The organism is Paenibacillus sp. FSL R5-0914 (genome assembly GCF_038004525.1).
Classification (GTDB): Bacteria; Bacillota; Bacilli; order Paenibacillales; family Paenibacillaceae; genus Paenibacillus_AQ.
In genome coordinates this window covers 3,321,954-3,348,520 of record NZ_JBBORH010000001.1, presented here as the reverse complement: position 1 = coordinate 3,348,520, position 26,567 = coordinate 3,321,954, and the positions used below count along the sequence as shown (strand labels likewise).

General features: G+C 42.9%; 22 protein-coding genes. 3 read left to right on the top strand and 19 right to left on the bottom strand.

Going from position 1 to position 26,567, the window contains the following annotated elements; translation table 11 throughout:
• Positions 1–109 precede the first annotated feature (109 nt).
• A complete protein-coding gene (locus MKX60_RS14790; protein WP_076286530.1) occupies positions 110–691 on the bottom strand; it encodes a LysE family transporter in 582 nt (193 codons plus the stop codon).
• Between the two features lie 124 nt (positions 692–815).
• On the opposite strand from MKX60_RS14790, the gene MKX60_RS14785 reads away from it, so the two are divergent.
• Positions 816–1,370, top strand: coding sequence for a helix-turn-helix domain-containing protein (locus MKX60_RS14785; RefSeq protein ID WP_076286531.1), 555 nt, complete (start codon positions 816–818; stop codon positions 1,368–1,370).
• Between the two features lie 133 nt (positions 1,371–1,503).
• Here MKX60_RS14785 and MKX60_RS14780 read toward each other — a convergent pair whose 3' ends face one another.
• From MKX60_RS14780 to MKX60_RS14720, 13 genes are all read right to left on the bottom strand, one after another.
• Positions 1,504–2,379 carry an amidohydrolase family protein gene (locus MKX60_RS14780; RefSeq protein WP_076286532.1) on the bottom strand — a complete coding sequence of 292 codons (876 nt, stop codon included), beginning with the start codon at positions 2,377–2,379 and terminating at the stop codon, positions 1,504–1,506.
• Complete coding sequence (locus tag MKX60_RS14775; protein ID WP_341060184.1) at positions 2,366–5,542, bottom strand: GNAT family N-acetyltransferase; 3,177 nt, start codon at positions 5,540–5,542, stop codon at positions 2,366–2,368. Before MKX60_RS14775 ends, MKX60_RS14780 begins: the two co-directional genes overlap by 14 nt.
• Positions 5,543–5,812: 270 nt before the next feature.
• The gene (locus tag MKX60_RS14770; protein ID WP_341060183.1) at positions 5,813–8,854 is read right to left on the bottom strand and encodes an RCC1 domain-containing protein; all 3,042 of its coding nucleotides are present in this window, start codon (positions 8,852–8,854) and stop codon (positions 5,813–5,815) included.
• Between the two features lie 329 nt (positions 8,855–9,183).
• Complete coding sequence (locus MKX60_RS14765; RefSeq protein WP_341060182.1) at positions 9,184–10,359, bottom strand: MFS transporter; 1,176 nt, start codon at positions 10,357–10,359, stop codon at positions 9,184–9,186.
• A 177-nt stretch (positions 10,360–10,536) separates the two neighbouring features.
• Entirely contained in the window at positions 10,537–11,556 is a 1,020-nt protein-coding gene (locus MKX60_RS14760; RefSeq protein WP_149646981.1) for an LCP family protein, read from the bottom strand.
• Between the two features lie 30 nt (positions 11,557–11,586).
• Positions 11,587–12,708 carry an FtsW/RodA/SpoVE family cell cycle protein gene (locus tag MKX60_RS14755; protein ID WP_341060181.1) on the bottom strand — a complete coding sequence of 374 codons (1,122 nt, stop codon included), beginning with the start codon at positions 12,706–12,708 and terminating at the stop codon, positions 11,587–11,589.
• 128 nt (positions 12,709–12,836) lie between these two features.
• A complete protein-coding gene (locus MKX60_RS14750) occupies positions 12,837–13,370 on the bottom strand; it encodes a hypothetical protein (RefSeq protein ID WP_341052972.1) in 534 nt (177 codons plus the stop codon).
• Positions 13,371–13,463: 93 nt separating this feature from the next.
• The gene (locus tag MKX60_RS14745; protein ID WP_341060180.1) at positions 13,464–14,846 is read right to left on the bottom strand and encodes a sensor histidine kinase; all 1,383 of its coding nucleotides are present in this window, start codon (positions 14,844–14,846) and stop codon (positions 13,464–13,466) included.
• Positions 14,847–14,849: 3 nt separating this feature from the next.
• Complete coding sequence (locus MKX60_RS14740) at positions 14,850–15,554, bottom strand: response regulator transcription factor (protein WP_341060179.1); 705 nt, start codon at positions 15,552–15,554, stop codon at positions 14,850–14,852.
• A gap of 141 nt (positions 15,555–15,695) precedes the next feature.
• Positions 15,696–16,778, bottom strand: coding sequence for a Gfo/Idh/MocA family protein (locus MKX60_RS14735; RefSeq protein ID WP_042189716.1), 1,083 nt, complete (start codon positions 16,776–16,778; stop codon positions 15,696–15,698).
• Positions 16,779–16,795: 17 nt separating this feature from the next.
• Positions 16,796–17,713: a helix-turn-helix domain-containing protein gene (locus MKX60_RS14730; RefSeq protein ID WP_231573306.1), complete on the bottom strand. Its 918-nt coding sequence runs from the start codon at positions 17,711–17,713 to the stop codon at positions 16,796–16,798.
• Positions 17,714–17,743: 30 nt separating this feature from the next.
• Positions 17,744–18,748: a Gfo/Idh/MocA family protein gene (locus MKX60_RS14725; RefSeq protein ID WP_076286539.1), complete on the bottom strand. Its 1,005-nt coding sequence runs from the start codon at positions 18,746–18,748 to the stop codon at positions 17,744–17,746.
• 152 nt (positions 18,749–18,900) lie between these two features.
• Entirely contained in the window at positions 18,901–19,437 is a 537-nt protein-coding gene (locus MKX60_RS14720; protein ID WP_341060178.1) for a GNAT family N-acetyltransferase, read from the bottom strand.
• Between the two features lie 86 nt (positions 19,438–19,523).
• On the opposite strand from MKX60_RS14720, the gene MKX60_RS14715 reads away from it, so the two are divergent.
• On the top strand, positions 19,524–20,105 hold the full coding sequence (locus tag MKX60_RS14715) for a LysE family translocator (RefSeq protein ID WP_076299331.1): 582 nt from the start codon (positions 19,524–19,526) through the stop codon (positions 20,103–20,105).
• Between the two features lie 18 nt (positions 20,106–20,123).
• Complete coding sequence (locus tag MKX60_RS14710) at positions 20,124–20,897, top strand: AraC family transcriptional regulator (protein WP_076299332.1); 774 nt, start codon at positions 20,124–20,126, stop codon at positions 20,895–20,897.
• Positions 20,898–20,924: 27 nt separating this feature from the next.
• Here MKX60_RS14710 and nagA read toward each other — a convergent pair whose 3' ends face one another.
• From nagA to MKX60_RS14685, 5 genes are all read right to left on the bottom strand, one after another.
• On the bottom strand, positions 20,925–22,067 hold the full coding sequence (gene nagA / locus MKX60_RS14705) for an N-acetylglucosamine-6-phosphate deacetylase (RefSeq protein WP_341060177.1): 1,143 nt from the start codon (positions 22,065–22,067) through the stop codon (positions 20,925–20,927).
• 23 nt (positions 22,068–22,090) lie between these two features.
• The gene (locus MKX60_RS14700; protein WP_341060311.1) at positions 22,091–22,876 is read right to left on the bottom strand and encodes a DeoR/GlpR family DNA-binding transcription regulator; all 786 of its coding nucleotides are present in this window, start codon (positions 22,874–22,876) and stop codon (positions 22,091–22,093) included.
• A gap of 163 nt (positions 22,877–23,039) precedes the next feature.
• The gene (locus MKX60_RS14695; protein WP_341060176.1) at positions 23,040–23,519 is read right to left on the bottom strand and encodes a DinB family protein; all 480 of its coding nucleotides are present in this window, start codon (positions 23,517–23,519) and stop codon (positions 23,040–23,042) included.
• Between the two features lie 38 nt (positions 23,520–23,557).
• Positions 23,558–25,024 carry a protein adenylyltransferase SelO gene (locus tag MKX60_RS14690; protein WP_341060175.1) on the bottom strand — a complete coding sequence of 489 codons (1,467 nt, stop codon included), beginning with the start codon at positions 25,022–25,024 and terminating at the stop codon, positions 23,558–23,560.
• Positions 25,025–25,220: 196 nt separating this feature from the next.
• Complete coding sequence (locus MKX60_RS14685; protein WP_076299336.1) at positions 25,221–26,510, bottom strand: L-cysteine desulfidase family protein; 1,290 nt, start codon at positions 26,508–26,510, stop codon at positions 25,221–25,223.
• Positions 26,511–26,567 lie beyond the last annotated feature (57 nt).

Genomic DNA, 26,567 nt, shown 5'->3' with positions numbered 1-26,567 from the left:
CCTTTGTCCTCGTATCTATCCACAATACATCAATATCATAAGCTTTAGAAGTAAAAAATAACTAGACAAAAAAGTATTGGTCGAATATTGATTTTCCCTTAATAATCCTTCATCCCAACACTATCGAAACTGCACAATACACTAACAACAGTCCCATCAGTACATTAAATTGACTTCTATATTTAGATATCATTTTTTTGAAAAGAGAACCACACAAACACCAACAAAAAGTGCCCATATAACCGATGAAAGCAAGAATTAATGAATAACTCAATAATCTAAAAGAGGAAGAAGGATAGGTAAGGATAAATGTCGATGTAACTGTGATCCCATATAATATCCCTTTTGGATTGATAAATTGTAAAAGCATTCCTGCAATAAAGCTATTGTGTTTATCTCCAGCTGTATCACTTTCTGCTTGTTTACTTGTAATCATTTTAACTGCTAAATACAGCATGTAGATTCCGCCTATTACAGCCATAATAGATTTAATTTGTGGAAGAAGATTATTCAAAAGTAGATTAAAGTAGGAACATAACAATATGATTATAAAAAATCCTGTACCCACTCCTAAACAAAATTTCATTGATTTTTTGAGCCCAACTTGGTTTGCAAAACCCATTGCCATAATATTATTGGGTCCCGGAGTAAAACTTGCAACAAATGCATATAAAAACAAAGAAACAAACACTAAATTATATCTCCCCTTCCAGCTTGTATGCTATAATGTATCCATCAGACGTTATAACGTACATTCGTGCGTTTTATTGTATATCACGATCGTTATAAAGTAAATGGAGACAGGAGTAATTACAGTGGAAGAAATAAATCTAATTATTGCGGAAAATATAAAAAAGATAAGAAAAAGTAAAGAGTTAAGCCTGGAAAAGGTTGCGGAATTAACAGGCGTCAGCAAAACAATGATTGGTCAAATCGAAAGAGGCGAATCGACACCAACCATTACAACCCTTTGGAAAATCGCCAATGGCTTAAAAATTTCATTTTCTGCGCTGATAGATTACCCAAAGCCTGACACAAGAGTAATCTTAAGAAGTGACATTCAGCCACTGCTTGAAGATAACGGAAAATATCGAGTGTATCTATCTTTTCCATTTGAAGAAAGTAAACGGTTTGAAGGTTATACCGTGGAGATAGACAAGGGTGGATACCTTGATGCCAATTCTCATATGGAAGGTACCGAAGAATTAATCACCGTGTTTGACGGAGAATTGTCTTTCCGTGTCAATAACAATGAATACCTCTTGAAATCAGGTGATTCTATCTCATTCCTCGCAGACAAACCCCATGTATATCATAATCCAGGACAAACAATAACCCGGTTAAGCATGATTTTATACTACCCCTCTTAGCAAAAAAATCCCAAGGCACTTGAGCCTTGGGATTACGTTCTCTATGATAGGGTTGCTAGATGAGCTAATATCCTTTTACAAAAAAAAACAAGCCGTCCTTTAGAAGAACTAAAGGATGGCTTGTTCGTAATGCTTAGAGCGCCGCAATCCGCTGCTGGATGCGTGGAAATAAGGCGAAGGCATTCTCGTAAAATACTTTTTCGTGGTGCTGCTCAGGGACAAGTCGGCGGACAAATTCCGCATACAGGTCAATAGGAGCGAGTGGCCAATCCGTGCCGAACAGCATTTTCTCATAGTGGTCGGAATACACCAGCGCTCGGCGAAAATGATCCATGAACAGAGGTTCATTCATGAACCGTTCAAAATGAGGCCGATCACCGACCACAAGACCGGACAAATCGGCATAGACGTTTGGATTTTTGGCCACCACTTCGGCGGCATCCATCACCCACGGATCGCCAAGATGGCAGATCATAAAATTCACATCACGTCGTTGAAACGCTAATTCATCCACGGTAAGTGGATGTGCATATTTTAGCAATCCATTCATCGAGTACGTATCACCGGTATGAATGACCACAGGCGTGCCATACTTTGCTGCCAGCTCATAGATCGGCGAATAGATTTTGTCATAAACGTAATGATGATAGTACCCGGCATAGAGCTTAATACCAGCTACCTCGGGCGCTTGCAGCCGTGCCTCAATTCGATCCAGTTCCTCTTGTGCATCCTTTCCTCCGAGCATGTTCGGATTGATCCCCACGCATTCCATTAAGAAAGGCGGCACAGTATCCTCCAAGTCAAGGCTCATCGGATTAGGGGAAGTAGAGTCAGGGAAAGCTCCCTTCGTCTGTTCCGTGACCCCCATTCCAATGCCGAGAACAACGTCGTTCTTATCAAACTCCGCTTTGAGCCCGGCAGCAGTGTAATCGACTTTGGAGAGATCCAGTGCTGTTTGATGAAAGCTGTCGATGTCCGACAGATGAATGTGAATATCAATGATCGGCATTTAAGATCTCCTTTTCGTCAGTAGGTCTAGCAAAGGTCAGCTTCAAAAGACTGCGGACATCCTCTGAATTCAGAGCGAGTTCTCCCATGATCAGGAAGGAGGGCTGTGTCCAAACGGTTTCTCCATTTAGAAGCGGAAGATGATGATGCACCCCGTGATTAAATACCTTATTGTTCACATACGCCGAGGCACTCTGATTCGGGTGACTGCTCACCATATGCAGCATATCCTTACGCGAAGATGCACCAATTCGCAATAGTCCCTTGGCCTCAAGATAGGTTTCAACCGTTCCTAATAAGAACTTGCCCTCCTTGGAGAATTCCATCCATCCTTCGGCATAGACTGGCGAAGGTTTGATATAATACTCCTCCGACAACGAATAATTCGGCAAGGTCATTCCGCTGTCATTAGTCACCGAATGCAACACACAGAGCACAGGGACGCCGGGGAGCATAAGGTAATGCTGATTAACAACAATCCCTCGGTTCTTTTCCTGCTTCTCGATTGAAGTAGTGATACGTAATCCTTTCCATACATTGCCCTGAACATCCATTTGCTCGGTCCAAGCTGCGCTTCTTGGCTCCTCCAAACGACTAAATCCACCTATGCCTGAAATACCTACACCGAGTCCACCATGCCAAGGATTCCACCAGGAACGTGGTGCTGCTTCCGGGTAGGAGCTATCCAGCCATTCTTCTCCATGGTGCTTCAGGGAGTGCACAACACTGCCGAAATCAGGAGTAGCTGCAATAGAAAGTACTCCGTTACTCACAGTGTAAATAGGACCCGCTGGTCCCTCTTCTATATCACAGATAACGGCTGCTGTTTCCGTTTGAGGGAACCAGAGGCCTGTTCGCTCTTGAATACGATCCTCTCCACGATAGACGACTCGTACCTTCTGTCCTGATTGGCTGTGTTCTGAAGAAGATTCCGCTTCCTCAGGTGAGAGCTCAAAGCCCGCGGAGTGCAGATTCTGCTCTCTTTGCAGCTCCATCTCAGCTACTTTCTGCTCCTCTCCTCTATCCGTTAGTACATACAGCTCGAGGCTTCCATTAAGCGGAGTCATCTTTCGTTCGATTAACTCCGCATGAAGCGCCCCCGCCGCAAACGGATTTCCACCGCCGAGCGTTAATTCAAGATGATCATCCAACACAGGTGTGATCGGATCCAGCTGCTTCCGGGCAAAGGTGCGGAAATCCGACCACTTCAGGAAGGTGTTTAAAGCGAACACCAGCGCCTTTGTTCGTACGACATCTCCAGCAGCGATTTGACCAAGATTATGTTCCAGTCCAAGTGGATACTCCGGACGAAGCAGCTTCAGCGAAGGGTCCCAGCAAACGCCGCATGTGACATTTTCTTCCTTGCTAAACAACCAATTTTCCGTAATTTGAGCGCTGTCCCAATAACTCGGATCACCCGAATAAGCATCGCCCATATCTACGTAATGACCCTGATAAGGCAGGATGAGCCGTTTGCCAAAAAATCCGAAATTCGTTAGCAGATACATATCCTCTTCCAACGTTTGGTTACTAGTATTGCGTACCTCGCTATAAAACTCAGCGATTCCGTTTGCAAAGAGCTTAGCCACTCTTTTTATCTCCAGACCCGGGAATTCATCCGATTCATAAAGAGTCTCTAGAATTTGGCCCTCTCCTTCGGAATAGATCTTTACTTCTTTAGCCTGTTTCTTCGAGAATTCTTCGGCGAATGGTTTACCTAACTTCGGATGGGTCAACCAGAAATTATGGCTCGAGCCGGGATATTCAATCCACATCCCATTGTCGTTATTATTAAGATGTACGGAGTAGGTGCCGTTTACAGCCACCCACTGATCCCCGTTTTCCCCACCAAAGCGGCCATGTGTTCCTTTCAATAGCACAGATAATTTGCTGATGAAGGACACTGCCTTCTCTCCAGCCGGAACGGCCGTCACCTCAATATCCCGTGAATAAAGGGCATATGAATTTAGGGTAAAGGGTACTCGGATGGAAGCCTTACTTTTAGCTGGAACCGAGAAGCTTACTGTCCGATCCGCCCAAGTCAAAAATTCTTCCTCTGGCAAATCAAAAGAAAATTCCGCTTCCGCTGCAAAATTATTCTCAACATTCAAATATAGCTCAGCGGGAAGACCCGGATACAGCTCACGTGTTGGCAACTCCATCATCATTTTCAGCGGGAATTTAGGAGCAACACCTATGCGGAACTCAGCGCGCTTGCCACCGATGATCCATTTGCTCATAACCACGGGGTGAGTCTTCTTGTCGTTTTGCTCTTCACGAATCGGATCAAGCTCGAACTCACCTTCTACGATAACTGTTTCTCCTGGCGCGAGTGTTGGTGCAGCAGACAAGCCAAAACGAATATTCTTGTCATTTTGGCCTTTGATCTCAATAGCCAGATCAGACGCCGAACGATTCTTGATGTGATAGCGAATCTTGTAGGTGGAACCGAATACAAGATCGTGATCGTCAATCTCCGTGGAGATTTCATAGTCAGGTGTATCAAGAGCCGTCAGGCCGCGACCGGTCTTCTCGAATTCTGCACGTAAGGAGAGTTCTCCCTTTTGCCAAGTGTAATCGAAGAAATCAAAACCACGCTCCCGGCGACCATCCGGCTGAATGGGCAGTTCACGGGTACTATCTGCATACCAATCCAGCTGTTCAAAATAAGGAGCGAGTGCTTCCGTTTGCAGAACCGTCGGAATAAAGTTCATCAGATGAACGTAATCCTCATTTTTTTCCCAAAAGAATCCACATTTCTTATACATCGGTACGGCCTTCGTATTGCCTGCCCAAGTAAACAGATCAAGACGTGGCCAGCCCGCTTCAATTGTTGTGCGAACAGCGTTCAAAATCAGATTACGACCTACCTTGTATCCGTGATAATCAGGTCGTACATTCAACAATGGGACATACAAAGCTCCTTCGTCTTGACGGTAATGGGCAAAACTGCAGAAACCAACCACTTCCTCACCATCAACGGCGAGAAACACATTCAGATTGGACGAGATTTCCATCTCGCGGCGTACTGTATCCTCTGTTCTCTGATTGGTGCCTCCACCCCAGCTTTCGTTGCTACGGTTCCACATTTCTGCAACCGCCTTAGCGTAAGAAGGATCATATTCTATAATGCGGATTTGTTCCGCTGTAGTCTTAACAGTCATGTTCTCAGCTCCTTCTTCCTCAAATAGAGTATGTATACAACTTTATTCAAATAACTCCTACGAGTTCTTATTATACTATTAATTGGAAGACTGTTACGAGGTAAAAAACTTGATAAAATAAACTTTCTGCTCCAAAATTTCGTTAGCTGGACATTTGCTCCATGCATACAGAAAGACGAAACGCATAGTTACTGATGTAATACGTTTCGTCTTTTCATAAGGTTTCTAATAGCTTCAATCACTTGTGAGGATCGACCGCTACTTAATCTATTAGTTTTCGCGTAAATGCACTAGCAATCCACCAGCCCCGGTCACCAACATATCAGTTCCTGTCCAAAGCATTTCATTAAAATTATAAAATTCATTATGCTCATAGAAGTTCCAGCTCTTTAAATCCTTCGAGACTCCAATTCTGTTGCTGCTTATGAACCGGTAATCTTTTCCTGTCCAGACTAATCTACTAGCGTTACTGCTGGCGGCATGGGTTTTTATATATTCATCATATTGTCCCTTTACTGCTGTCCATTGCAGACCATTAGTTGAGCTATAAATATGATCCGATACAATGATGAATTTATCCTTCGCCCATTGTACATTTAAGAAAGTGTAAGCTTCTTCATAGTCGTTCTGCTGTTGCTTCCAATTAGGAAGATCATTCCCCAGCGTAAAGGTCTGCAGATTCCATTTGGTTAAATTAGTACTCTGCACAACGATGGCTTTACTGCCATTAGTTCCGACTACAACAGTGGTTCCGTTATGAGTTGCAATGTCCGTCAGCTTACCAGACCAGTCATAGACTTTTTTCCAAGTTGTTCCGTTCTCTGAAGAGTAGATCATCGACTTCTTATCATTGCCTTTAGCATGCCCGATAGCTACATACTGTTTGCCAGTCCAAACCACATGTTTCATTTCGGCATCCAGAGGCTTATTGTTTCTGTTCCAAGCAATACCATCTTTGGATGTCCAGGCATATTGCAATCCTACCGCTACAAAAACGTTACCGTTCCAAGCCACGGAGGTCAGACCGTTTACTGTAGTATCCTCCCTGTTACCCAGCAGAATCTGCTGCCAATTCTTTCCGTCCTTACTAGTTGCAACAGTTGGAACTGCATACGTATAGAGTGATCCAACGGCGACATATGTTCCATTCCCTTTTACAACCTGATTGAAGGAAGCATCTGGCTTCCCACTCTGCTTTAAATCCCACTTTAAACCGTCTTTGGATACGGCCAGACGGGTACCCGAATAACCAACAAAATATTTCCCGGTATAGGTCACCATCATCCCCAGAGGCATATTAGGAATTTTCTGCTGCTGCCAATTCACTTTATCAGTGGACACAAACACTATACCTTCTTCGCGAAATCGAGTAGCGTAGATTAGGTATTGCTTGCCATTCCAGAATATTTCGCTACGGCTGTACAGACCGGAGAACATATCTGAAGTTCTCACAAGCTTGAAATTAATCCCATCCTTAGTACTGAGGTTATTGCCTTCGGTATCATAAAATACAAGTGTGCCATCAGACTGAAGCTCATCAAAAGTCAACCAATAGTTACGAATCGGTTTTCCATTTATTGTTGCTTTATATTTTAGATTGTTATTTACTTTACCAGACTGTTGGGTCCACTGGTTTAAATTATCGGATGTATATACAATTAGCTCAACATTTCGTTTATCACTCGGAATATAAATGAATTGATTCCGAGTACCCACGGAGCCATAGTACGTATATCCCCCGTAAGTCATCAAATAACGCTTACCGTTCCAGTAAATCTGATCCAGACGTTCACCAACCGTTCCTTGCAAGTTCCACATGATTCCGTCCGTGGAAGTGTAAACTTCCGTCTTCATGGTCTGATCCGGATAAGACAACAGAATGAATTGATTATTCTGCCAAGTGATCGTGTAAGATTTCAAAACCGATGACTGTAGTTCAACTGCTGTTTCGATCCACTTTTCTCCATCCAGAGAATAATACAGATGAGGTACGCTTAAATTCTGATCACTTAAAAAGAAGCGATCATGTTGATAAGTGATACTTATTTTGCTTGAATTGATCGGTAAAGGCCTTGTACTCCAGGTTGCACCTCCATCTTTAGATACAAGGAAACCCGTCAGCTTAGGAATAATAATCAGACCCTTACCATTGCTTGCAGCTTGCCCTAGCTCGTTTCCCTTAACACCATCAAAAGTAAATGTGAACTGTCTCTCTGCGTCCCCTGTTAACGCGGAAAAGGGAACCTTTTGCGGAGTAGCAATAGTCTTTTGATCTGAACCAGTACCAGACTGCTGCTTGGAGTTATCTCCCCAAGTTACAGCACTTCCGTCCGCTAGAAGCGCAAAAGAATGAGCCGCCATACATCCGCTGCTCAATCCAACGGCATTGTTCAGATTTGAAACCTTGACCGGTTGCACAGAATACTTGGTGGTCCCATCTCCCAGTTGGTTTCGATCGTTGAAACCCCAGGCCCAGACTGTCCTATCCTCTTTCAGAACGGTGTAAAAGTTCTCTCCAGAAGTAATATCCTGAATGCCCTCTAACCCTTCAATCCGTTCAACTGCACCTTCTTCTCCCTGCAGAAGCTTGAGATTGATTACACCTGTGTTTGGACTTGAAGTGTAAATGGTTGAGACACCCCAGCCCCATACCTGTCCATTCTCTGACAAGGCATAATTGGGCTGGTTCGTTTGTCCATTAATAATCTTCTTGATACTAGAAAGACCTTCAACCTGGATAGGAACCGATGATTTATTGCCTATACTCCACACTGTTCCGTCGTTTTTAATAGCGTATGTATCAAAGAATGCCTTAAAGTCAGCATTTGAAAGCTCAGGTCTTTTTACCGCTGATTTGCCGGGTTCAGAAGGCACATACATCCAGACGGTACCATCACTCTGTGTGGCATAAACATATGCCTCGGCATCGCTGATCTGTACGATCTGCTTAAGCCCCTTAATCTGACTAAATGATGCAGTATCTTTTGAATAGTTAAACCGTCCCCATACCGTACCGTCTTTTAGAAGCACCTGTAGAAATTGGTTACCACCTTGAATATCTTTAATTGGCTTATCTTTAAAGAAAGAAACTTCTTGAGGAGCTGCGTTCCCTATCTCCCCAAAGTTATTATATTGACCCCAAGCCCACAGATTTCCTTGGGTATCTAAAGCATAGGATTGAAGATTGCTGGCAACAATCTTTTGCACTTTCACACCGGTATTAGCATCCTGATTCCCTACTTCTAAGGCTTTAGCAGAAGGAACTGCGGTAATAAATGTTCCAGTAATTAGCAGTAGTATTAAAACTATCAATGTTATATCTCTTGGGACTACTCTCTTAAATAAATTCATAGTATGTTCTCTAAACTCCTTCGCATCCTTAATAAACGCAATGTTTCTTACGAATCCCAAATTCATGAACCCTCTTGCTGTATTAAACTTCATCACTCTCCCTTTAGGAATATTATACTATCGTTTCCATAAATAACTTATTGAGAAAAAGGAGGTTTTGTAAAACTATGGAGTAACGTAAATAAGACCATGAATTCCGAATCTGCTAATTTATTTTGCGTAGTAATCATAAAAAAGCTGTCGAGACTCCCTCGACAGCTTCGAATCTACTCTATGAGCAGCATTTCTATTTAACAACTCTCCACACGATCCGCTGATCTTTTTTTCAAATTCGCGATACCTACAATACAAATCAACAACACGCAGAAAGAGTAAGGAAGTGCCATATTAGCGGTGTATAAAGCTGTGCCTATAACTGGACCTATGAATGATCCTCCACCTTGAAGGGCCGCAATAAAGGAAGCAACGCTTCTTTGCTCATGGTCTTGAACCGCCATTGAAGCACCCGCACTGTAGCCAAGCAATGTAAAACCGATGCCAATTCCCAAGAATGTAAAGTCCACATAAGCAAATCTGATAAACAATAATAAGCCTAGCAGACCCAAAGCCACAAATAATAGCCCTACGAGCAGCACCTTCTTAGGATGCCATTTGAGATATTTGCTGATCACAATTTGCGAGAGCACCACCATTACTCCCGAGATAGCCAGACCCGTTCCAATTAACTGAGTGGCTTGCTGGGTACTGTATCCAAGGCTGTCTTGCACAAAAAATCCGATAGTAACCTGCACGATATTCAGAGCAAACGATAGCAATAGTCCAATCCATAAATAGAGGCGTATCCGTTTGTCGTTGGGTGAAAGTGAAATCGCCTGCCGTTCGATCTCGATATTCTTTTCTTTAGGAATAAACACTAGAAATAAAATAGCCAAGGTGAATAATAATATCGCTGCGGCGTACATTGGTGAGGTGAGTCCCAGCGAAGCCATTCCTCCGCTCATTGCAGGTCCTACTACGAAGCCAAGTCCATTGGCTGCACCGAATAATGCCATTCCCTGAGTACGGGTCTCTTTTGTACTCCAGCCCATAACATAAGCTTGTGCTAATGCCGGAATACCTCCAAAGAAAAAACCGGCGATTGCGCGAAGTATAAAGAAACTCCAAAATAGGCTTGTTTTACTCTCAGCATGTACTGCATAATCAGCCAGCAGTGCAAAAATGACTAGTGTTGCCATGTAGACGAACATAATCGAAGCGAGCAGCCATTTTCGGCTCATGAATGTTTGTTTTTCCCAGAAATATCCTCCGAGCAGCCAGCAAAGTCCCGCTACCGATACCAAACATCCTGATTGAAAATCACTAAGTCCCAAATTTCGAGCAAGCGGGCCAATAATCGGATTAAATGCGGCTATCGATATCATCCCTGTAAGTACGATTAGAAACATAATACCCAGTCTGTATTTCATGAAATTCCCTTCTCCTCTCAAGTAAACCTAAACAATATACGACTCATAATCGCTGTGTTCATGGTACTACGCCTGGAAGTCAGGCCTCTACCCGTTGGCGGATTACTTTACTGGTTATCGGGATTATTAGTGGTACACAAAAAAACTGCTCCTAAGAGCAGTTTAAGTGATAGTCTTTCAATCTACCGTTCCAATATTCTCCAGGTGCAATGAACTTTCGGAGCTAACACCCGCTTCCGTACTCAGAGTAGTAAGTGCTTGTTTAAGATCCTCTTTATTCACATACACGTATGGACTCTTCCAAAGAGATTCCACATGTAAGGAATTGATATGATCTGGTTTGAGTTTAGGGAAGTTCAACAACCATTGCTGGAGATCTGCTTGTGGAATATCAGTCTTCACATTTTCACCGATGATGTCCAATACATTCCCCCATTGGGACACGCCTTGGAAATTCCCCAGCTTATCGAGAATCTGCTTAATTACTTGCTGCTGTCGATCATTGCGCTGAAAATCGGAGGATTCAGCCGTTCCTTGATTCGATTTGCGGTAACGCACAAAATCAAGCACATGTTTGCCATCCAGCTTCTGCAAGCCCTTCTTTAAGTCGATGTTCGTTCCATCTGCCGAATCGATATATTTCATATCCATATCGACATCAATGGTTAGCCCGCCAAGCAAGTCCACCGTCTCCTTCAGCACATCAAAATTCACCACAACCATGTGATCAATTGGCAGACCTAATAAATTGCTGAAAAACTCTTTTGTATTAGGGATAGCTTCAGTTTTATCTTTTATGTAATGGTAAGCATAATAATAATTAGCTTTGCGAGAGGGCAACGATTTAGGTTTTAGCAACAAATCCCTCGGTATAGATAAGAAACTCGTCGACTTCGTGTCAGGATTGAAGCTGACAAGCATTAGAACATCCGTATTCATTACCCCACCACCACCGTCCCGACTATCTACCCCGGCAAGCAGAAAAATCATAGGTTCAACCGATACCGTTTCCTTTTTTTCCTCTGGGGCAGCGGTTGGCTGGACGTTGACTGGAGCAGCCATGCGCTCTATCGCGTTATCCGTCTTTTTGTATAAATACCCTGCATATACTCCAATTCCGATAATCGTTGCGCCTAAGATAAGTCCAATGCTCGTCAGAATTTTACGAGTTGTTGTCCATTTGCGTTTGTTAGTCATAATTCCCTCCACTCAGTTCCAGTAGCTTTTTCAATCCGTGCTTTCATCCTTATGGACTTTCACACTTAGCACTATGCCAATCGCAATCATATTAGTAAGTAACGAGCTACCTCCATAACTAATAAACGGCAAGGATATCCCCGTGAGGGGCAGTAATCCAAGATGCATTCCAAGGTTAACAGAAACTTGAAAGATAATCATGGCGATAAACCCGGTGACAACATATGCCCCTGCACGATCCCTGCTTTCGAGTGCGATAAAGATCATTCGATAGACGAGCAATAAATATAGTATCAGCAAAATGGATGAACCTATAAAACCGTATTTTGCACCGATGACTACATAGATCGAATCGGAATACGCGTATGGAATATATCCTTTTCGCAAAAAAATACCTTCACTACCCGATAATCCACCGGAGCCAATGGCTATCATTGCGTTTTTGACATGCCAAGATTTATCGGGATCACTCTGCGGGTCCAAAAAAGCCTGAATTCGTGACAATTGATGGGGCTCGACAATCTTGGATAACAAATCGAAGTTGGCATAATAGAGCCATAGTATCGTGCCAATCGAAATAATCACCACACCGAGGATCAAGATCATATATAGAGCACGGATGTTACCTATCCAAAGCATACTAAGCAATATGCCCGCAAAAACGAGCGCTGTACCCAAATCGGGTTGATCCATGATCAAAATAAAAGGAATAAAAAAAACGAAACAAACCGGCACTAAATCTTGAAAAAAGCGAAGCTGCTGTCCTTCTCGTTTACCCAATAGATGAGCAATGAGCAGCACCGTACATATTTTTGCCAGTTCGGAGGGCTGGAGCTGAAAGCTTCCAATACTTAACCAACGCACGGCACCATTGAGGTTTTCCCCAACCAGCTTGACTAGCACAAGTAGACCAATACCCACACTATAAAAGAGATACGCTAACCAGCCTAATAGAATCTTATAATCTACCAATGCGATGAATAACATGGGTATGCAAAATAAAGCAAATAAATACAACGAACTGATGTAAAGACCATCTAACCGTGTATCCGTAGTCGCGCCATAAATAGCAACAGTACCAATACCAACTAGGCATGTTACGAGAAACAGTACTGATCTGTCCAGCTTTGCAATTTTGGTGGTGAGAAACATGATACAACCTCTATTTAATTTCTGTATTTTTCTTGTTGTAAAATGAGCATCATAAATAATCCGCCTGAGCACTAATACATCTTGTTTCAAGATGAAGCTGAAGTGCAGCGGATTATAAAGTGGAATGATTATCTCAGATCAAATTTGTCCTGATACGCCTTCTTCGATAACAGCTTTAATTTATCTTCACTCAGCGTATAAATATCCAGTCCGTTCCCCGCCTCGCCCAATGACCAGCCCAGCGCGAGTTCGTTATGGCCATCATCATCGACATCATAGAATCCGGCATAATCCAGACCATACCCAAACCCCTCAACCTCCGAAATCTTTTGCCACGCTTCATTTTCCTGCCTAAGCAGCATTGCTTTTATAGAAGAACCTTTGTTTTTGCTGTACTCATATACAACTACTGCTTCGTCGATACCGTCTCCATCCATATCCCCAAAGGAGATAGCATTATCCTCTTGTCCATCCAACGGAGTTATCAATTGAGCTTTGTCGGGAAGCCATTTGATAAATTCCTGGCTCGTTTTGTCTCGCTGCAGGCTTGCTTCTGATGATGGAGGCTTAATGAGCTCTCCTGGTGTTGCCGGCACTCCGCATCCTCCGAGCAAAAGTATCGTTGTTAACATAGCACCTATTTTTATGAATTTGCTCGGCATTTGGATCATCGACTCCTCGCTTGTCCGCATATATAGTATTTTATCTGTGAAAGAGATGAAAGTGGTTATGAAATAGTTAAATTTGAGCTCTATTTATATCGGCAAGTCAAATTGGACAATCGTCCCCTTGCCTAAAATACTGCTTATTCGCAGCTCGCCATGATGCAATGTAATGATCTGTTCCGAGATGGACAGTCCTAAACCGCTGCCTGACGCCTGTTGATCCCCTTTGTAGAATTTTCGCCGCACATTCTCTAAATCCGCTTCTGCGATGCCTGACCCAGTATCCTCAACTGTAATTACAACTTTCCCTGGAACCGTATGGGCAGTAATAAGAATTCGACCTGAGGAACTAGTGAATTTGAGCGAATTATCAATGAGATTAATCATGACTTGCTTCACACGATTCTCGTCAGCTTGAATGACAGGCAGATTCTCTTCTATTTTCACTTGAAGCAAGATGTCTTGTCGGGTTGCTCTAGGGGTGAGTTGTCTGCCAATATGCTGCAACAGCTCTGTTAGATCCACAGTTGTGAGGTGAATTGCGATTCTTCCGTTATCCAATTTGGAGAAATCCAATAATTCATCCACCATATGAGTTAACCTGTCACTTTCAGATTCAATGATATCTAGCCCATCATGAAACAGAGCCTGGTTACTCTCCCCACCCGCCTTCAAGGTGATTACCCAGCCTTTGATCGAGGTCAATGGCGTACGCAGTTCATGGGATACGGATGCGATAAAATCATTCTTAAGCTGTTCACTTTTCGAGATTCGACTGGCCATCATATTCAATGTATCTGCCAAGGAACCAAGCTCGTCTTGATAGCGCTTTTGTACTCTTATGCTAAAATCTCCTTCAGACATTTGGTCTGCTGCCTGTTTCAGATCTTTAATGGATCTGGTTATGGTCCAAGATAGTAATAATCCAAGCAAGGTGACAATACCAATCACGAGCAAACCTACCCCGATCAGCAAAACCGCAATTTGATTAACTGTATGTATCGTTTCCGTTAAGGAGGTAACAAACCTTACTTCCCCAACGATGTTACCTTTGGCTTGTAAAGGATAGGATACCGTAAAAATAGCTTCCTCGGTTACAGGGTCCTCACCCTTCCAACTGTCAGGCTGCCCTTGTATGGCTGCTTGCACATCCATATTATCTGTCATCGTAAAATCGCCTTGGATTCCATTAGAATCCTGCAACAGCCGACCTTCAGCATTAATAATCTGTACCTGTGCATCGGAATGGCTGGCAAAGCCCTTTAACAACCTATCCGATTGTGCCTCTAAATCCTCGTCGCTAAAATATTGCTGATAAAAAGAAGCCGACAGTTCTGCTTGATTCATCAGGGTTTGCTCTATATTATGAAAATAATAATAACGTACAGATAAATTAAGAATAATCTCAAGAATGAGCACAGTAAGACAGATCACTACAAAATAGCTTCCTACTAATCTTTTCTGAATACCCATTCTTCAACCATCCTTTCTAAAGCGGTATCCGAGCCCCCATACAGTCTCAATCCAATGCGGGTTAGAGGCATCCTCTTCAATCTTCTCTCTTAGCTTACGCACGTGAACATCTACTGTCTTCGGATCACCAATAAAATCCTCACCCCAAACCAGGTTCATTAATTCATTCCTAGATAGTGCTGTATCCGGATGCTCTAAAAAGGTCTTCATCAACTGGAATTCCTTCGGGGTTAATTCAATAATGTCATCGTGCTTAAACATCTTGTTCGAGTTCAAATCCAGGCGAATCGGTCCAGCTTGAAGGATAGTTTTTTGCGGTTTTAAAGCTGTTTCTGTACGACGCAATATCGCTTTGATCCGTGCCACCAGTTCTAATGGATTAAAAGGTTTCACAATGTAATCGTCGGCACCCATTTCAAGGCCATTGATTTTATCCAGATCTTGTCCTCGTGCTGTTAAAAAAATGATAATGACCCCAGGATCCTGCTCTCTTAGCTTCCGGCAGATCTCAAACCCATTTAAATCCGGCAACATGATGTCCAGAACAATAACATCTGGCCGGTTCGTCTCAAAGCTCTGCAATGCTGCTTCTCCACAAGCAGCCTCACTAACCACAAACCCATTATTCGTTAAATTGATAGCTATAAACCGTCTAATATTATCGTCATCTTCCACAATAAGTACTTGATTGCGTTCTACAGTGTTCATGCTCTCCCCCCCCTATAACCCAGTATTCAAACATGCAAAAAAAACAAAAAAACTCTCCCAGTAAAGAGAGAGTCTTGTCTCAGATCCCTGTAATTAAATCACAAGTGGATATTACTCTATATCTCTATGCTTGTCAAAAATCTAATCCAAATACACAGCCTTACCCGTTTGTGCAGATTCATAAATCGCTTCTAATATTTGCGAAACAACATATGCCTGTTCAGGTGTTACAACCGGGTCTTTATCCTGTTCAATAGCCTCGATCCACTTTCTTAATTCGATGTCAGGTGCACTTTCTGCTTTACCTTCATAGTAAGCCACGCCGCCTGCCCCAAGCTCAATTTTATTAGTGTACAGCTTGCTGAATTTCTCTCCGTTAATTCTAAGTCCATCCTTCATATCTGCACCTGCTTCAGTCCCGCTCAAGCTGCATTTCGCTTCATGCACATCCAGAGAATTGAGTGCCCAGCTCGCTTCCAGCATAATTGTAGCGCCATTCTCCATTACGACCATCCCAAAGGCTGAGTCCTCCACGGTGAACTTTTTAGGGTCCCAAGGTCCCCAAGCGTTGGCGGCCTCTTCTTTTTGAGACAGTTCGTGATATTTGGTGCCCAGCACGACTTTTGGTTTATAGTTATCCATCATCCACAGCGTTAGATCCAGCGCATGGGTTCCGATATCGATCAGAGGTCCTCCACCTTGCTTCTCTTCATCGAGGAATACTCCCCATGTCGGTACCGCTCTCCGTCTGATGGCGTGTGCTTTTGCAAAATAGATATGACCAAGCTCACCGGACTCACATGCTTTTTTCAAATATAAGCTGTCTTCTCTGTAGCGGTTGTCATATCCAATGGTTAGTTTCTTGCCTGTACGTTTCGCTGCTTCCACCATTCGTTTGGCATCTGCTGCCGTCTTGGCCATTGGTTTTTCGCACATAACATGTTTTCCTGCTTCAAGGGCTGCAATTGAAATTTCTGCATGAGCATCATTCGGCGTAAGCACATGAATAATATCAATCGAATGATCTTTTAATAGCTCTGTGTAATCCGTATATACAGCAGCTTCGCTAGTACCGTATTTCTCCGCTGCTTCATCAGCACGTTCTTTAATAATGTCACAAAAAGCTACGATTTCCACTTTACTTTGCTTGCTCAAACTTGGAAGATGCTTGCCATTCGCAATTCCACCACATCCAATAATTCCTACGCGAAACACTTTACTCATATCTTTCACCCTCACTTCTAATTAGTTTGTTTTGTATTTCGATAAGTTGCTGGAGTCATGCCTAACCGCTTGCGGAAGACAATATGCAAATATGTAGCATTCGTAAACCCTTCCGTTTGAGCGATTTGTTCGATCGGACAATTGCTTTCTTCAAGCTTACGGCAGACCGCTTTCAACCTTATATCCTCAAGCGCCCTACTGAAAGATTGATCGGCGTTAACTTGTTTAAACACTCGCTGCAGCTGCCTTGAACTAATATTCAGCTTTTCAGCAACATTCTCCAAGGTAACAGCTCCTGAATAATTAGCTTCCATATATTGAATGGCGTATTGGTACCGATAAGTTGACATATCTCTAACAGGTGCTTCTGTTCGAATTCCACCTGCATCATACGCTCTTACTGCCTTTAATAAAATGCTGATTACGAGATGTTTAATGGAAGTGTAATATCCCGTTAGTTTACCTTCACAAGCTTCATAGGCTTCAAGAAAACATTTCATAGCGCTGTGATAATCTTGCGCTGGAACTAGTGGTAGCTGCTTTAGCTTCTGAACACAGGTCTCAGCCTCCGCAACCTCCCAAGGATCAACCTCCTCTCTGATCTTCTCTTTGATGTCCACATGTAGACACAGTTCTTCCATAGAATCATCTGGATCCGCCTCTTGGCGGTGCATGACACCCGGTCCGGTTAAATAAAACATTCCCTCAGACAAGGGGTATTTTAAATCGCCAAGAGTCACTTCTCCCTTTCCTCTAGGAATAAAATGAAATTCGAATTCAGAATGATTATGGAAATCTATGACTCTTCCCGGCGGAAAAGAGGTCAAATGAAATCTAAGAACTGTTATCTCGTAATGTCCCCATTGGATTGAAATATCCAATCTTTCGAGCATATCATGCTTCTCAAACATCATCTCATAGGGAAAGTTACTCAATGTTAAATCCTCCTAACAGGTGGAGACCGGTTAAGCGTCTAGATCTGCTAACCGAATCATACGAGCTTCTTTAGCAGAACGATTCGCCGCCTCCATTAATCTCGTGAGCTCCACAGCAATTTGAACATTCTCGGTGGCGAAAGTATCCTTTTGGATATGATTAACCCACTGATGGAATGCGCTTTCACGATTAGCATGTAGCGCTACTTCTTTCCATCCTTCCTCTTTGTCAGCGGATTTGTTACTTCTAAGAAGAAGCTTATCCTCTGGTGTTCCGTAAAGAAGAGTCCCCTCGGTTCCATGTACCTCGATGGTAAACGGCGAATGACTATTCACGAAACCAGCCTCGACCACACCAATTGCTCCTGAATCCGTAAATAATGTTACCACTGCATTATCTTCTACTTCCTTGCCCGTTACATAACCAAAATTAGCACTTACACCGGTCACATCTTGACCTAAGAAAAGCTTCGTCAAATACATAGGATGACAGCCCAGATCAATCAAAGCTCCGCCACCACATTGTTCCAAGCTATAGAAATGATCGGGAAGCCAGTTTTCTGTAGCCCCATTATGAGATAAGCGAACTCTAACGTAAGTAATCTCTCCGAGCAGTTCTTGACTTAGAACCTCTTGAATCGTTAATGCGTATCCATCATTTAGACGTGGCAAGGATACGGTCAGCTTCACCTCGTTCTCTTCCACTGCGCTTATGATCTCTTCAACTTCTTTATGTGTGGGGGCAATTACTTTTTCCGTAAAAATATGTTTGCCCGCTTTAGCCGCAGCAACAATTACATCTCTGTGCACATTGGTCGGCGCATCCACTATGACGGCATCTATATCCTCTTGCGCAAGCAGGTCATCCAGTGATTCGAAAAAAGGAACATTTAAGCTTTCGGCAGCTTTTTTCCCACGCTCTGCATCTTCATCCCAAACTGCAGCCAATACAGTATCCTCATGTTCTTGAGCTTGCTTCGTATAGTCCCAGGCATGTACATGCCAATAGCTAATCTTACCAATTCTAATCGTCATTTGCTTGTGCCTCCCGTATATATGTTATTCTGACATCTACTAATAAAATATCACAGAACAAAACCCTTTATTAGTAGGAAAATGCGACATTATATATATAATATTACGACGCTATCGTTTCATATGATGTACAATTTCCATTTAATCACTTCTTACATTACACAACCAAACCATATGATCGGAATCGGGTCCCAATAATCTTTTACTACCTTATAAGGCTCCCCAAATTTACGCTTCCACTTGATTTGTGCACGTTTATAGCCACTGTCCAAACAAAATTGCTCGATCCCTTGTTCGTTTAGAAATATCATCATTTTCTTAATTAATGCCGAACCAATCCCTTGCCCCTGATAGCTTGGCAACACGTATAAACTCCCCAATTCCCCCAAATGATCCAACTGATGTTCTGCACAGATTTGAATAGTCTCACCACAGGGACCATAGGAAATCGTACCCACAACCTTCCCATTGATTTTAGCGGTAAAGAAATAAATATCCGAGTTTGCCTTTTCCAGTGAAGATAGCGCCTTTTGCTTTTTATGATCGGTTTCACTTTGTATATCCTCTAGTAAGTGACCTAATCCTTCTTTGTTAAAGGCATCCGATATTGATTCTTCAAATACCCGGCATGTAGATACATAATCGCCCTCAGTGAGTGTACTAATAGTTAAATGTTTTGTCTCATTCATTATGTTGATCTCCTCTGCAATAATGTACTATAAACAATCAAGTTATGAGGTTTATATTCATAAGACAACTTTTACTGGAGGTCATCATGAATATAATTTCCTTTCTTCTCTATTGCATTGTAGTTACATGTTCACCCGGTCCTGCCAATATTGTTATTCTTTCTTCCGTGCAACATTCAGGGGCTAAGAAAACCATGCGGTATGTATACGGGGCTACGATGGCTTTTGGTCTATTGCTTATCCTTTCTACCTTGATGAATCGTGTTCTGGTGGAGGTCATCCCAAATATCCTGATCATTATGCAAGTCGTCGGAAGTATATATATGCTCTATCTTGCTTATAAAATCTTTAAAATGGGTGCAATGGAAGACAAGCCTAATCCAAATGCCAATTTTCGGTCGGGTTTACTTATGCAACTTGTGAATCCTAAAGTGCTCTTATTTACTTTAACAGTCATTCCCAGCTATGTAATGCCATTCTATACTTCTTCTCTCACCTTATTTATGTTTGTTATAATTATAACTGTGATCGGATTTTTTGCTTTTACGACATGGGTTGTATTTGGGGCAATCTTCAGAGCATTTCTGCAAAATCACCAAAAAGTTCTAAATACTCTGATGGCACTATTTTTAGTATACTCTGCCATTATGATATCGGGAATCCTATAAGTCGTGGAGGTTAAGAGCGTGGAGAAATTCAACTATAAAAAGTCAGCAGATATCCTAACATTGTCAGCTAGTATGAGTGATTTCACTTATAAAAAACATTGCCATGAGGAATACGCAATCGGTGTCACCTTACGTGGCATTCAGCAATATAACCTTGATGGTAGCTTGCAATCCTCTCATAAAAATGGCGTAATGCTATTTAATCGAGAGCAAACGCATGATGGCAATTCATATGATAAAGCAGGTATTGATTATGTCATGCTATATATCAAACCAACCTTGATACAAGAGATCCTTGGAAAAAAAGAACTTCGCTTCGCCTCTCCCATTCTATACGATGACAAATTGGCACAGTGCATATTAGCGCTAAGTCATGCCATCCAGAATGGCAAAGAGGAGTCCTTGTGCAGTGAGCTGTTGTTAAACCTGGTTCATGTAGTATCTAATACTGAACTAGTTACAGAGCACAGGATAAATAATAAATTTGTCAAAAAAGCAAAGGAAATGATGTACTGCAGTTTAGAACATGTACTAAAACTAGATGATCTCTGTAAAGAGTTTGGACTTTCCAAATATCAATTTATCCGAGAGTTTAAGACACATACAGGAATATCACCTTATCAATTCTTCTTGAATTGCAAGGTAGAGCATGCCAAGCAGTCCATTGAGAAAACTAAGGATATCTATGCCGCTGTAGTAGATTGTGGATTTGTGGATTTAACTCATTTGAACCGGCATTTTAAAAGCGTGTTTGGCATAACCGCACATGAATACAGGTTACAACTGCATTGAGCAGAAGTAACCTGTATTCATCATGATTTATAAAATTTGACCATCCACCATTGTCCAGCACACTTTAAATTCATCATCCAAGAGGACCAGATCAGCATCAAAGCCGGATGTTATTGTCCCCTTTTGTTGAAGTCCAAGAATATTGGCCGGCGTAGTTGAAGCCATCTTTACGGCGTCTACCAATGGAATTCCAGTTTCGACAGTATAACGTAAGGCTTCATTCATAGTCACTGTGCTTGAAGCTAGCGTTCCATCCTTCAGTCTCGCTACCCCCTCGGATACCGTAACATGATGGCCTCCAAACATATAATCCCCATCACCTAATCCCATAGCTTGCAGTGCATCTGTAATCAAGACCATTCCTTCTGGTCCTTTCAAGGTATGCATTAATCGAATAATTGCAGGATGCAGATGGACGTTGTCCACAATCGCTTGAAGACTTACATGCTTCTCTTCAAAAGCAGCCACAATTACCCCTGGATCTCGATGATGGATAGGCCGCATGCCATTAAAACAATGCGTAACATGACTTGCCCCCGACGCAAAGGCTTGTTTAGCTTCTTCATATGTGGCATCCGAATGAGCGATGGCTATAACTACACCCTTTTCTTTCAAAAAGGAAATGAGCTCCATCCCTCCCGGCAACTCCGGAGCGATTGTAACCATCTTAATGAGTGAACCCGCTTCTTCAAAAATCAGGTTCATTTCCTCTAAGTTGGGATGGCGTAGATACTTTTCGTTCTGCATTCCTTTTCGCTTCGGGTTCAAATAAGGTCCTTCTAAATGAATACCTGCGATCTTTGCGCCCACTTCATGTCCAATCACACGCTTGACACTACGAATCATTTCTAAAAGATCTTCTAGCGTAGAACTCACAGATGTAGCCAGAAATGAGGTACAGCCAGATGAAGCACAAGCACTTGAGACCTCTTGAATACTCTTTTCCGTACCGTCCATCATATCGAAGCCATTGGCGCCATGAATATGAACATCTATCATCCCGGGTACTAATAAATGGCCACCACCATCGATCCGTTCATATTGTCCCTCTGGAATCGAAAGATCCTCTGTATCTATCTTTATGATTTTCCCTTCAGAAATCCACACATTAGCCGCTGGGACAATACGATTCTGAAGCGCCACTTGTACATTTTGCAGAATATAAGACATAAATATCCTCCTCTGTTTTGTTATCAGTCTTGCTCTCGAGCCTCTTCAGTTTCTTCTGGACATTCAATCACTGTGATGTTCTTCTGATCTAGAATTTCTCTGATCTCACTGGGGAGTTCCCGATCGGTAATTAGAATGTCAACGAACTCAAAGTCTAGACGGAAAAATGATTTGCCAATAAATTTGGTGTGATCAGCCACTAAGATGACTTGATCTGATCTTCGGGCCATTTCTCTCTTCACCCGCACATCTTCTTCATATGGATAATAGAGTCCATCAGCACGGATCGCGGATGCTCCAATAAAGGCTTTATTAGCACGGATTTCACTAAGTTTATCGATAATAGAAGGGCCATATAACAAGCGGTTTTTCACATTCAAGTAACCACCAAGAACATAAATTTGCAGATCCTCCCGCTGTGACAAGATCCCTACGTTATCAATCGAGTGCGTGACAACCGTAATATCCTTCGCGCTGATCTGTTCTGCTACAAACTGCACGGTGGTTGATACATCTAAAATCACAGTCTCATGATCTTGGATAAGCTGCGCCGCAGCCTTCCCTATCCTCTGCTTACTCTCAGATTCATCGATCAATCGATCCTGATAAGATAACAATTCTTTTTGTAACTCAGGTAACGATACCCCTCCATGCGTTCGGATCACAACACCTTCTTGTACTAATCTAACAATATCCCTACGTGCGGTATCTCTGGATACATCAAATTGCGTACAGATCTCTTGAACACTCATCGATTGGTGTTGTTTCAAATATTCGAGTATTTTTAACAATCTCTCCTCTTGAAACATCATGTATGCACCTCCTAAAGTCATCATAAGTTATTAAGTAAGTATTTGCAAGTATTAAATACGTAATTATAAGTATATGTAAGTATTTTCGCAACTTATCTTCATTGATATTCGCAAAAAAGACGTTAGCCAGATGAATGTACATCCGTTAACGTCCTTCAATTCACTTCATAGTGCGATTCCAACTCTTTTGGATCTTTCGAATAAAAACGATTTGCCCCACGTGATACGCGTTATGTGTTGTCACATTGCCTATTACTTCCCACCACTGACTGCCTTGGAATTCTTGAACATCGGCATCCAATTGTTCCTTTGTAATCAGTTCCTGCCAACGTAAAAGAACTTCTAAGAGTTGTTGTTGAAGCTCTTGGAACGTTACTCCTTCTGCAACGACAAAGGTATTATTGTTATCCACTGAAGGAACCGCATGGATACTCTTTTCTTTATACCTTGTTTGCCAAGTTTCATTCCAGTAGAGCAGATGCTGCACTATCTCAGCAATACTATTGCTTTCTTCCGTTACTTTCCAAAATGCTTCTTCTTCGCTTAAGTCTTTTACGGCTACCTCAAAGGGCACATACCAACTTGGATCATTCGCATTAGCTAGCAACTGGTTAGCCAGAACATCATATGCATGAAACATTCTTACTTCACCTCATTATTTAGATCATTATCAGCAAATCAAGTGCCGCAGAAGGTTCGATATGGACGTGCTGATTCCTCAGGTAGTGCCGAGTATTCATCCTGTTCAGGGGAATACGCGTAAGGATTGGAAAGAGCTTTAAGCAATCGCTCCATCACACTGTAATCTTCCTGTTGTACTGCCGCTTGGAGCGCTTCTTCTACCCTGTGGTTCCGCGGAATGATCGCAGGATTACTATTGCGCATTAGCTGCAGCGAAACCTCTTTCGATTGCTGCTGTCTGCTAAGTCTAGCCTGCCATAACTCTTGCCACTTCGTAAATTCCGCTGCACCAAACAGAGCGGTTTCTTCCAGCTTCTCTAAAGTTAGGGCACGGAAGGTATTGGTATAGTCTGCCCGATATTTCTGCATCAAATCTAGCAGATCCTCAATTAGCGCTACATCCTCTACCTCTTCGTTGAAGATTCCGAGCTTCGCCCTCATACCTGAGAGCCAGTGATGGTAAGACCGCTCTTTAAAATCTGCAATTTCCTCTTCAGCGAGCTGAATCGCCTGTTCTTGATCATCAGCCAGCAATGGCAGGAGAGTCTCCGCGAATCTCGCGAGATTCCAAGAGGCAATACCCGGTTGATTGCCATAGGCATAACGACCCTGCTGGTCAATGGAACTGAATACCGTTTCTGGATGATACACATCCATGAAGGCGCAAGGACCATAATCAATCGTTTCTCCGCTAAGCGCCATGTTGTCGGTGTTCATTACTCCGTGAATAAATCCTACCAGCTGCCACTTGGCAATTAATTCAGCCTGACGTCCAATCACTTCCCGAAGCAGGAAAAGATAACGATTCTCTTGAGAAACAGCTTCCGGATAATGTCTTTGTAATGTGTAATCTGCCAGAGTACGGACATCCTCAACAGTACCCCACGCTGCAACATATTGAAAGGTCCCCACCCGTAGATGACTTGCAGCCACTCGGGTCAGAATAGCACCAGGCTGCTCTGTTTCTCGAATGATCGTTTCTCCAGTAGTTACCACTGCCAAGCTGCGAGTGGTAGGAATACCTAAACCATGCATGGCTTCGCTGATGATGTATTCACGAAGCATCGGTCCAAGTCCGGCTCGGCCATCGCCACCACGAGAATATGGTGTTCTTCCCGCGCCCTTAAGCTGAATGTCTACGCGTTCACCTTGGGGTGTGATCTGCTCACCAATCAGCGCAGCTCGGCCGTCACCTAACATGGTAAAATGTCCGAATTGATGTCCAGCATACGCTTGAGCAAGCGTTACAGTACCTTCAGGAACTTCATTGCCTGCAAGATACTGAACACCCTCCTTACTATGTAGTGCTGTGCTATTCAGCCCTAAGGCAGTAGCCAATGGTTCATTTAAAATAACTAACTCCGGCTTACGCGCAGGAGTTGGTTTGATCCTTGTAAACATGAATTCCGGCAGATGAGCATAACTGTTCTCAAAGTTCCATCCTATATCTATCTTCTCCGTCATAATATCTCCTTTTTATACCATCAGTCTATGCCTTTATGATCTCAGAATAAGTTATGTTAAAATTTAATGCAAATCTTCGCAATAACAAATACCCTTACTGAATAGATAAAAAGACCGCCCAGTCTCCTGCCATTCATGTAGGGAACCAGACGGTCTTAAATTATGATGTTCTAACCTGTTATTACCTTAAAGGAAGCTAATTCGCTCCGCCTTTGGAGAGCATGATATTTAAGATGGTCTTGTCAGTATCCGCCAGACCTTCCTGAACCAGCCGCTCCATGTTGCGGATAGTGTCTTCCACCTCTTCGAAAATAACTCCATCCTTGGTTGTAGGAGCAATATTGTTCATCGCCAGTGTGGCTGCCTGAATCGCCGTATTGGTGGAGGTAGATATCTTCAACGCACAGGTTGAATTTGCACCGTCGCAAATCATGCCTGATAAAGAGGCTATCGTATTCTGTATCCCATGCTTGATCTGCTCAAGAGTGCCGTCCATGAGATAAATGATCCCGCTATTCGCTCCAACTCCACCTGCAATTCCTGAACCACATAAAGGCGACAACCGCCCAATATAATGCTTGATATGCACAGTGACCAGATTACTTAGTGCAAGCGCCCGAGCTAGCGTCTCTTCATCCTTGCCAAGTAATTCCGCCAAAGATATAACAGGAAGCGTACAGGCGATGCCTTGATTACCGCTGCCCGCTGTTGTCATCACAGGCATTGCGCTGCCATCCATGCGAGCATCTGAAGCCGCAGCAGTAGCCGCTATTATTTTGTTCGCTACATCATTGCCGAACAAATTCACAGCAGATTGCTGATTCATCTTCTTCCCTACTTGCAACCCATAATCGCCTCGGAGTCCCTCTTCGGAAATCGCTTTGTTCATCCGAGCGCCTTCCAAGAGGAAGCTAAGGTCTGAAAATGGAGCCGTAGTTATAAACTCGAATATCCGATCTACAGAGCCTTCATAAGCTTCAGTATCAGAAAGTCCAGGCTTGCCACAATCTGCTTTAGACTTCTTAGGTGTCACTTTTTTCCCGTCCAGAGCCAGATATTCTATATTAGTGTGTTCCTTAGCAAGGATGGCAGTCGCTGTATGATTCTCTGTCTTCACCTGTGCTTCAATATATAATTTCTCAGGAGTGTCCATTATCTCCACTTTTAGCAGCTTTCGATCAAGCAGGTCATTTGCCAGCTTTAGCTCATCCTGAGTCAGGCCTGATAGGATTTCCAGCTCCTTGTGCGAACGTCCGACCACCGCACCAAGGGCTGCTGCGATAGGCAGACCTGTCTGGCCTGTCCCAGGGATACCCACTCCCATTGCATTTTTAATAATATTACCACTGAGATGCAGCTGAATCCCCGTTATTTCTTCCTCGAGAAGCTCTGCCGCCAAGGAGACGGCATACGCAACTGCGATCGGCTCTGTGCAGCCTTCTGCCGGTACGACTTCCTTGTGCAAAATTTCCAATAAGTTGCCCATGTATGCTTTTCCCCCTTCTCTCTCCCACTTGGAGTCATTTCTATATAGTAACGCAGA

Excerpts from the sequence above, each read along its gene's own strand:
- MKX60_RS14780 (WP_076286532.1), bottom strand. The coding sequence starts at position 2,379 with ATGCCGATCATTGATATTCACATTCATCTGTCGGACATCGACAGCTTT.
- MKX60_RS14775 (WP_341060184.1), bottom strand. The coding sequence starts at position 5,542 with ATGACTGTTAAGACTACAGCGGAACAAATCCGCATTATAGAATATGAT.
- MKX60_RS14765 (WP_341060182.1), bottom strand. The coding sequence starts at position 10,359 with ATGAAATACAGACTGGGTATTATGTTTCTAATCGTACTTACAGGGATG.
- MKX60_RS14760 (WP_149646981.1), bottom strand. The coding sequence starts at position 11,556 with ATGACTAACAAACGCAAATGGACAACAACTCGTAAAATTCTGACGAGC.
- MKX60_RS14755 (WP_341060181.1), bottom strand. The coding sequence starts at position 12,708 with ATGTTTCTCACCACCAAAATTGCAAAGCTGGACAGATCAGTACTGTTT.
- MKX60_RS14750 (WP_341052972.1), bottom strand. The coding sequence starts at position 13,370 with ATGCCGAGCAAATTCATAAAAATAGGTGCTATGTTAACAACGATACTT.
- MKX60_RS14745 (WP_341060180.1), bottom strand. The coding sequence starts at position 14,846 with ATGGGTATTCAGAAAAGATTAGTAGGAAGCTATTTTGTAGTGATCTGT.
- MKX60_RS14740 (WP_341060179.1), bottom strand. The coding sequence starts at position 15,554 with ATGAACACTGTAGAACGCAATCAAGTACTTATTGTGGAAGATGACGAT.
- MKX60_RS14735 (WP_042189716.1), bottom strand. The coding sequence starts at position 16,778 with ATGAGTAAAGTGTTTCGCGTAGGAATTATTGGATGTGGTGGAATTGCG.
- MKX60_RS14725 (WP_076286539.1), bottom strand. The coding sequence starts at position 18,748 with ATGACGATTAGAATTGGTAAGATTAGCTATTGGCATGTACATGCCTGG.
- MKX60_RS14720 (WP_341060178.1), bottom strand. The coding sequence starts at position 19,437 with ATGAATGAGACAAAACATTTAACTATTAGTACACTCACTGAGGGCGAT.
- MKX60_RS14715 (WP_076299331.1), top strand. The coding sequence starts at position 19,524 with ATGAATATAATTTCCTTTCTTCTCTATTGCATTGTAGTTACATGTTCA.
- nagA (WP_341060177.1), bottom strand. The coding sequence starts at position 22,067 with ATGTCTTATATTCTGCAAAATGTACAAGTGGCGCTTCAGAATCGTATT.
- MKX60_RS14700 (WP_341060311.1), bottom strand. The coding sequence starts at position 22,876 with ATGTTTCAAGAGGAGAGATTGTTAAAAATACTCGAATATTTGAAACAA.
- MKX60_RS14695 (WP_341060176.1), bottom strand. The coding sequence starts at position 23,519 with ATGTTTCATGCATATGATGTTCTGGCTAACCAGTTGCTAGCTAATGCG.
- MKX60_RS14690 (WP_341060175.1), bottom strand. The coding sequence starts at position 25,024 with ATGACGGAGAAGATAGATATAGGATGGAACTTTGAGAACAGTTATGCT.
- MKX60_RS14685 (WP_076299336.1), bottom strand. The coding sequence starts at position 26,510 with ATGGGCAACTTATTGGAAATTTTGCACAAGGAAGTCGTACCGGCAGAA.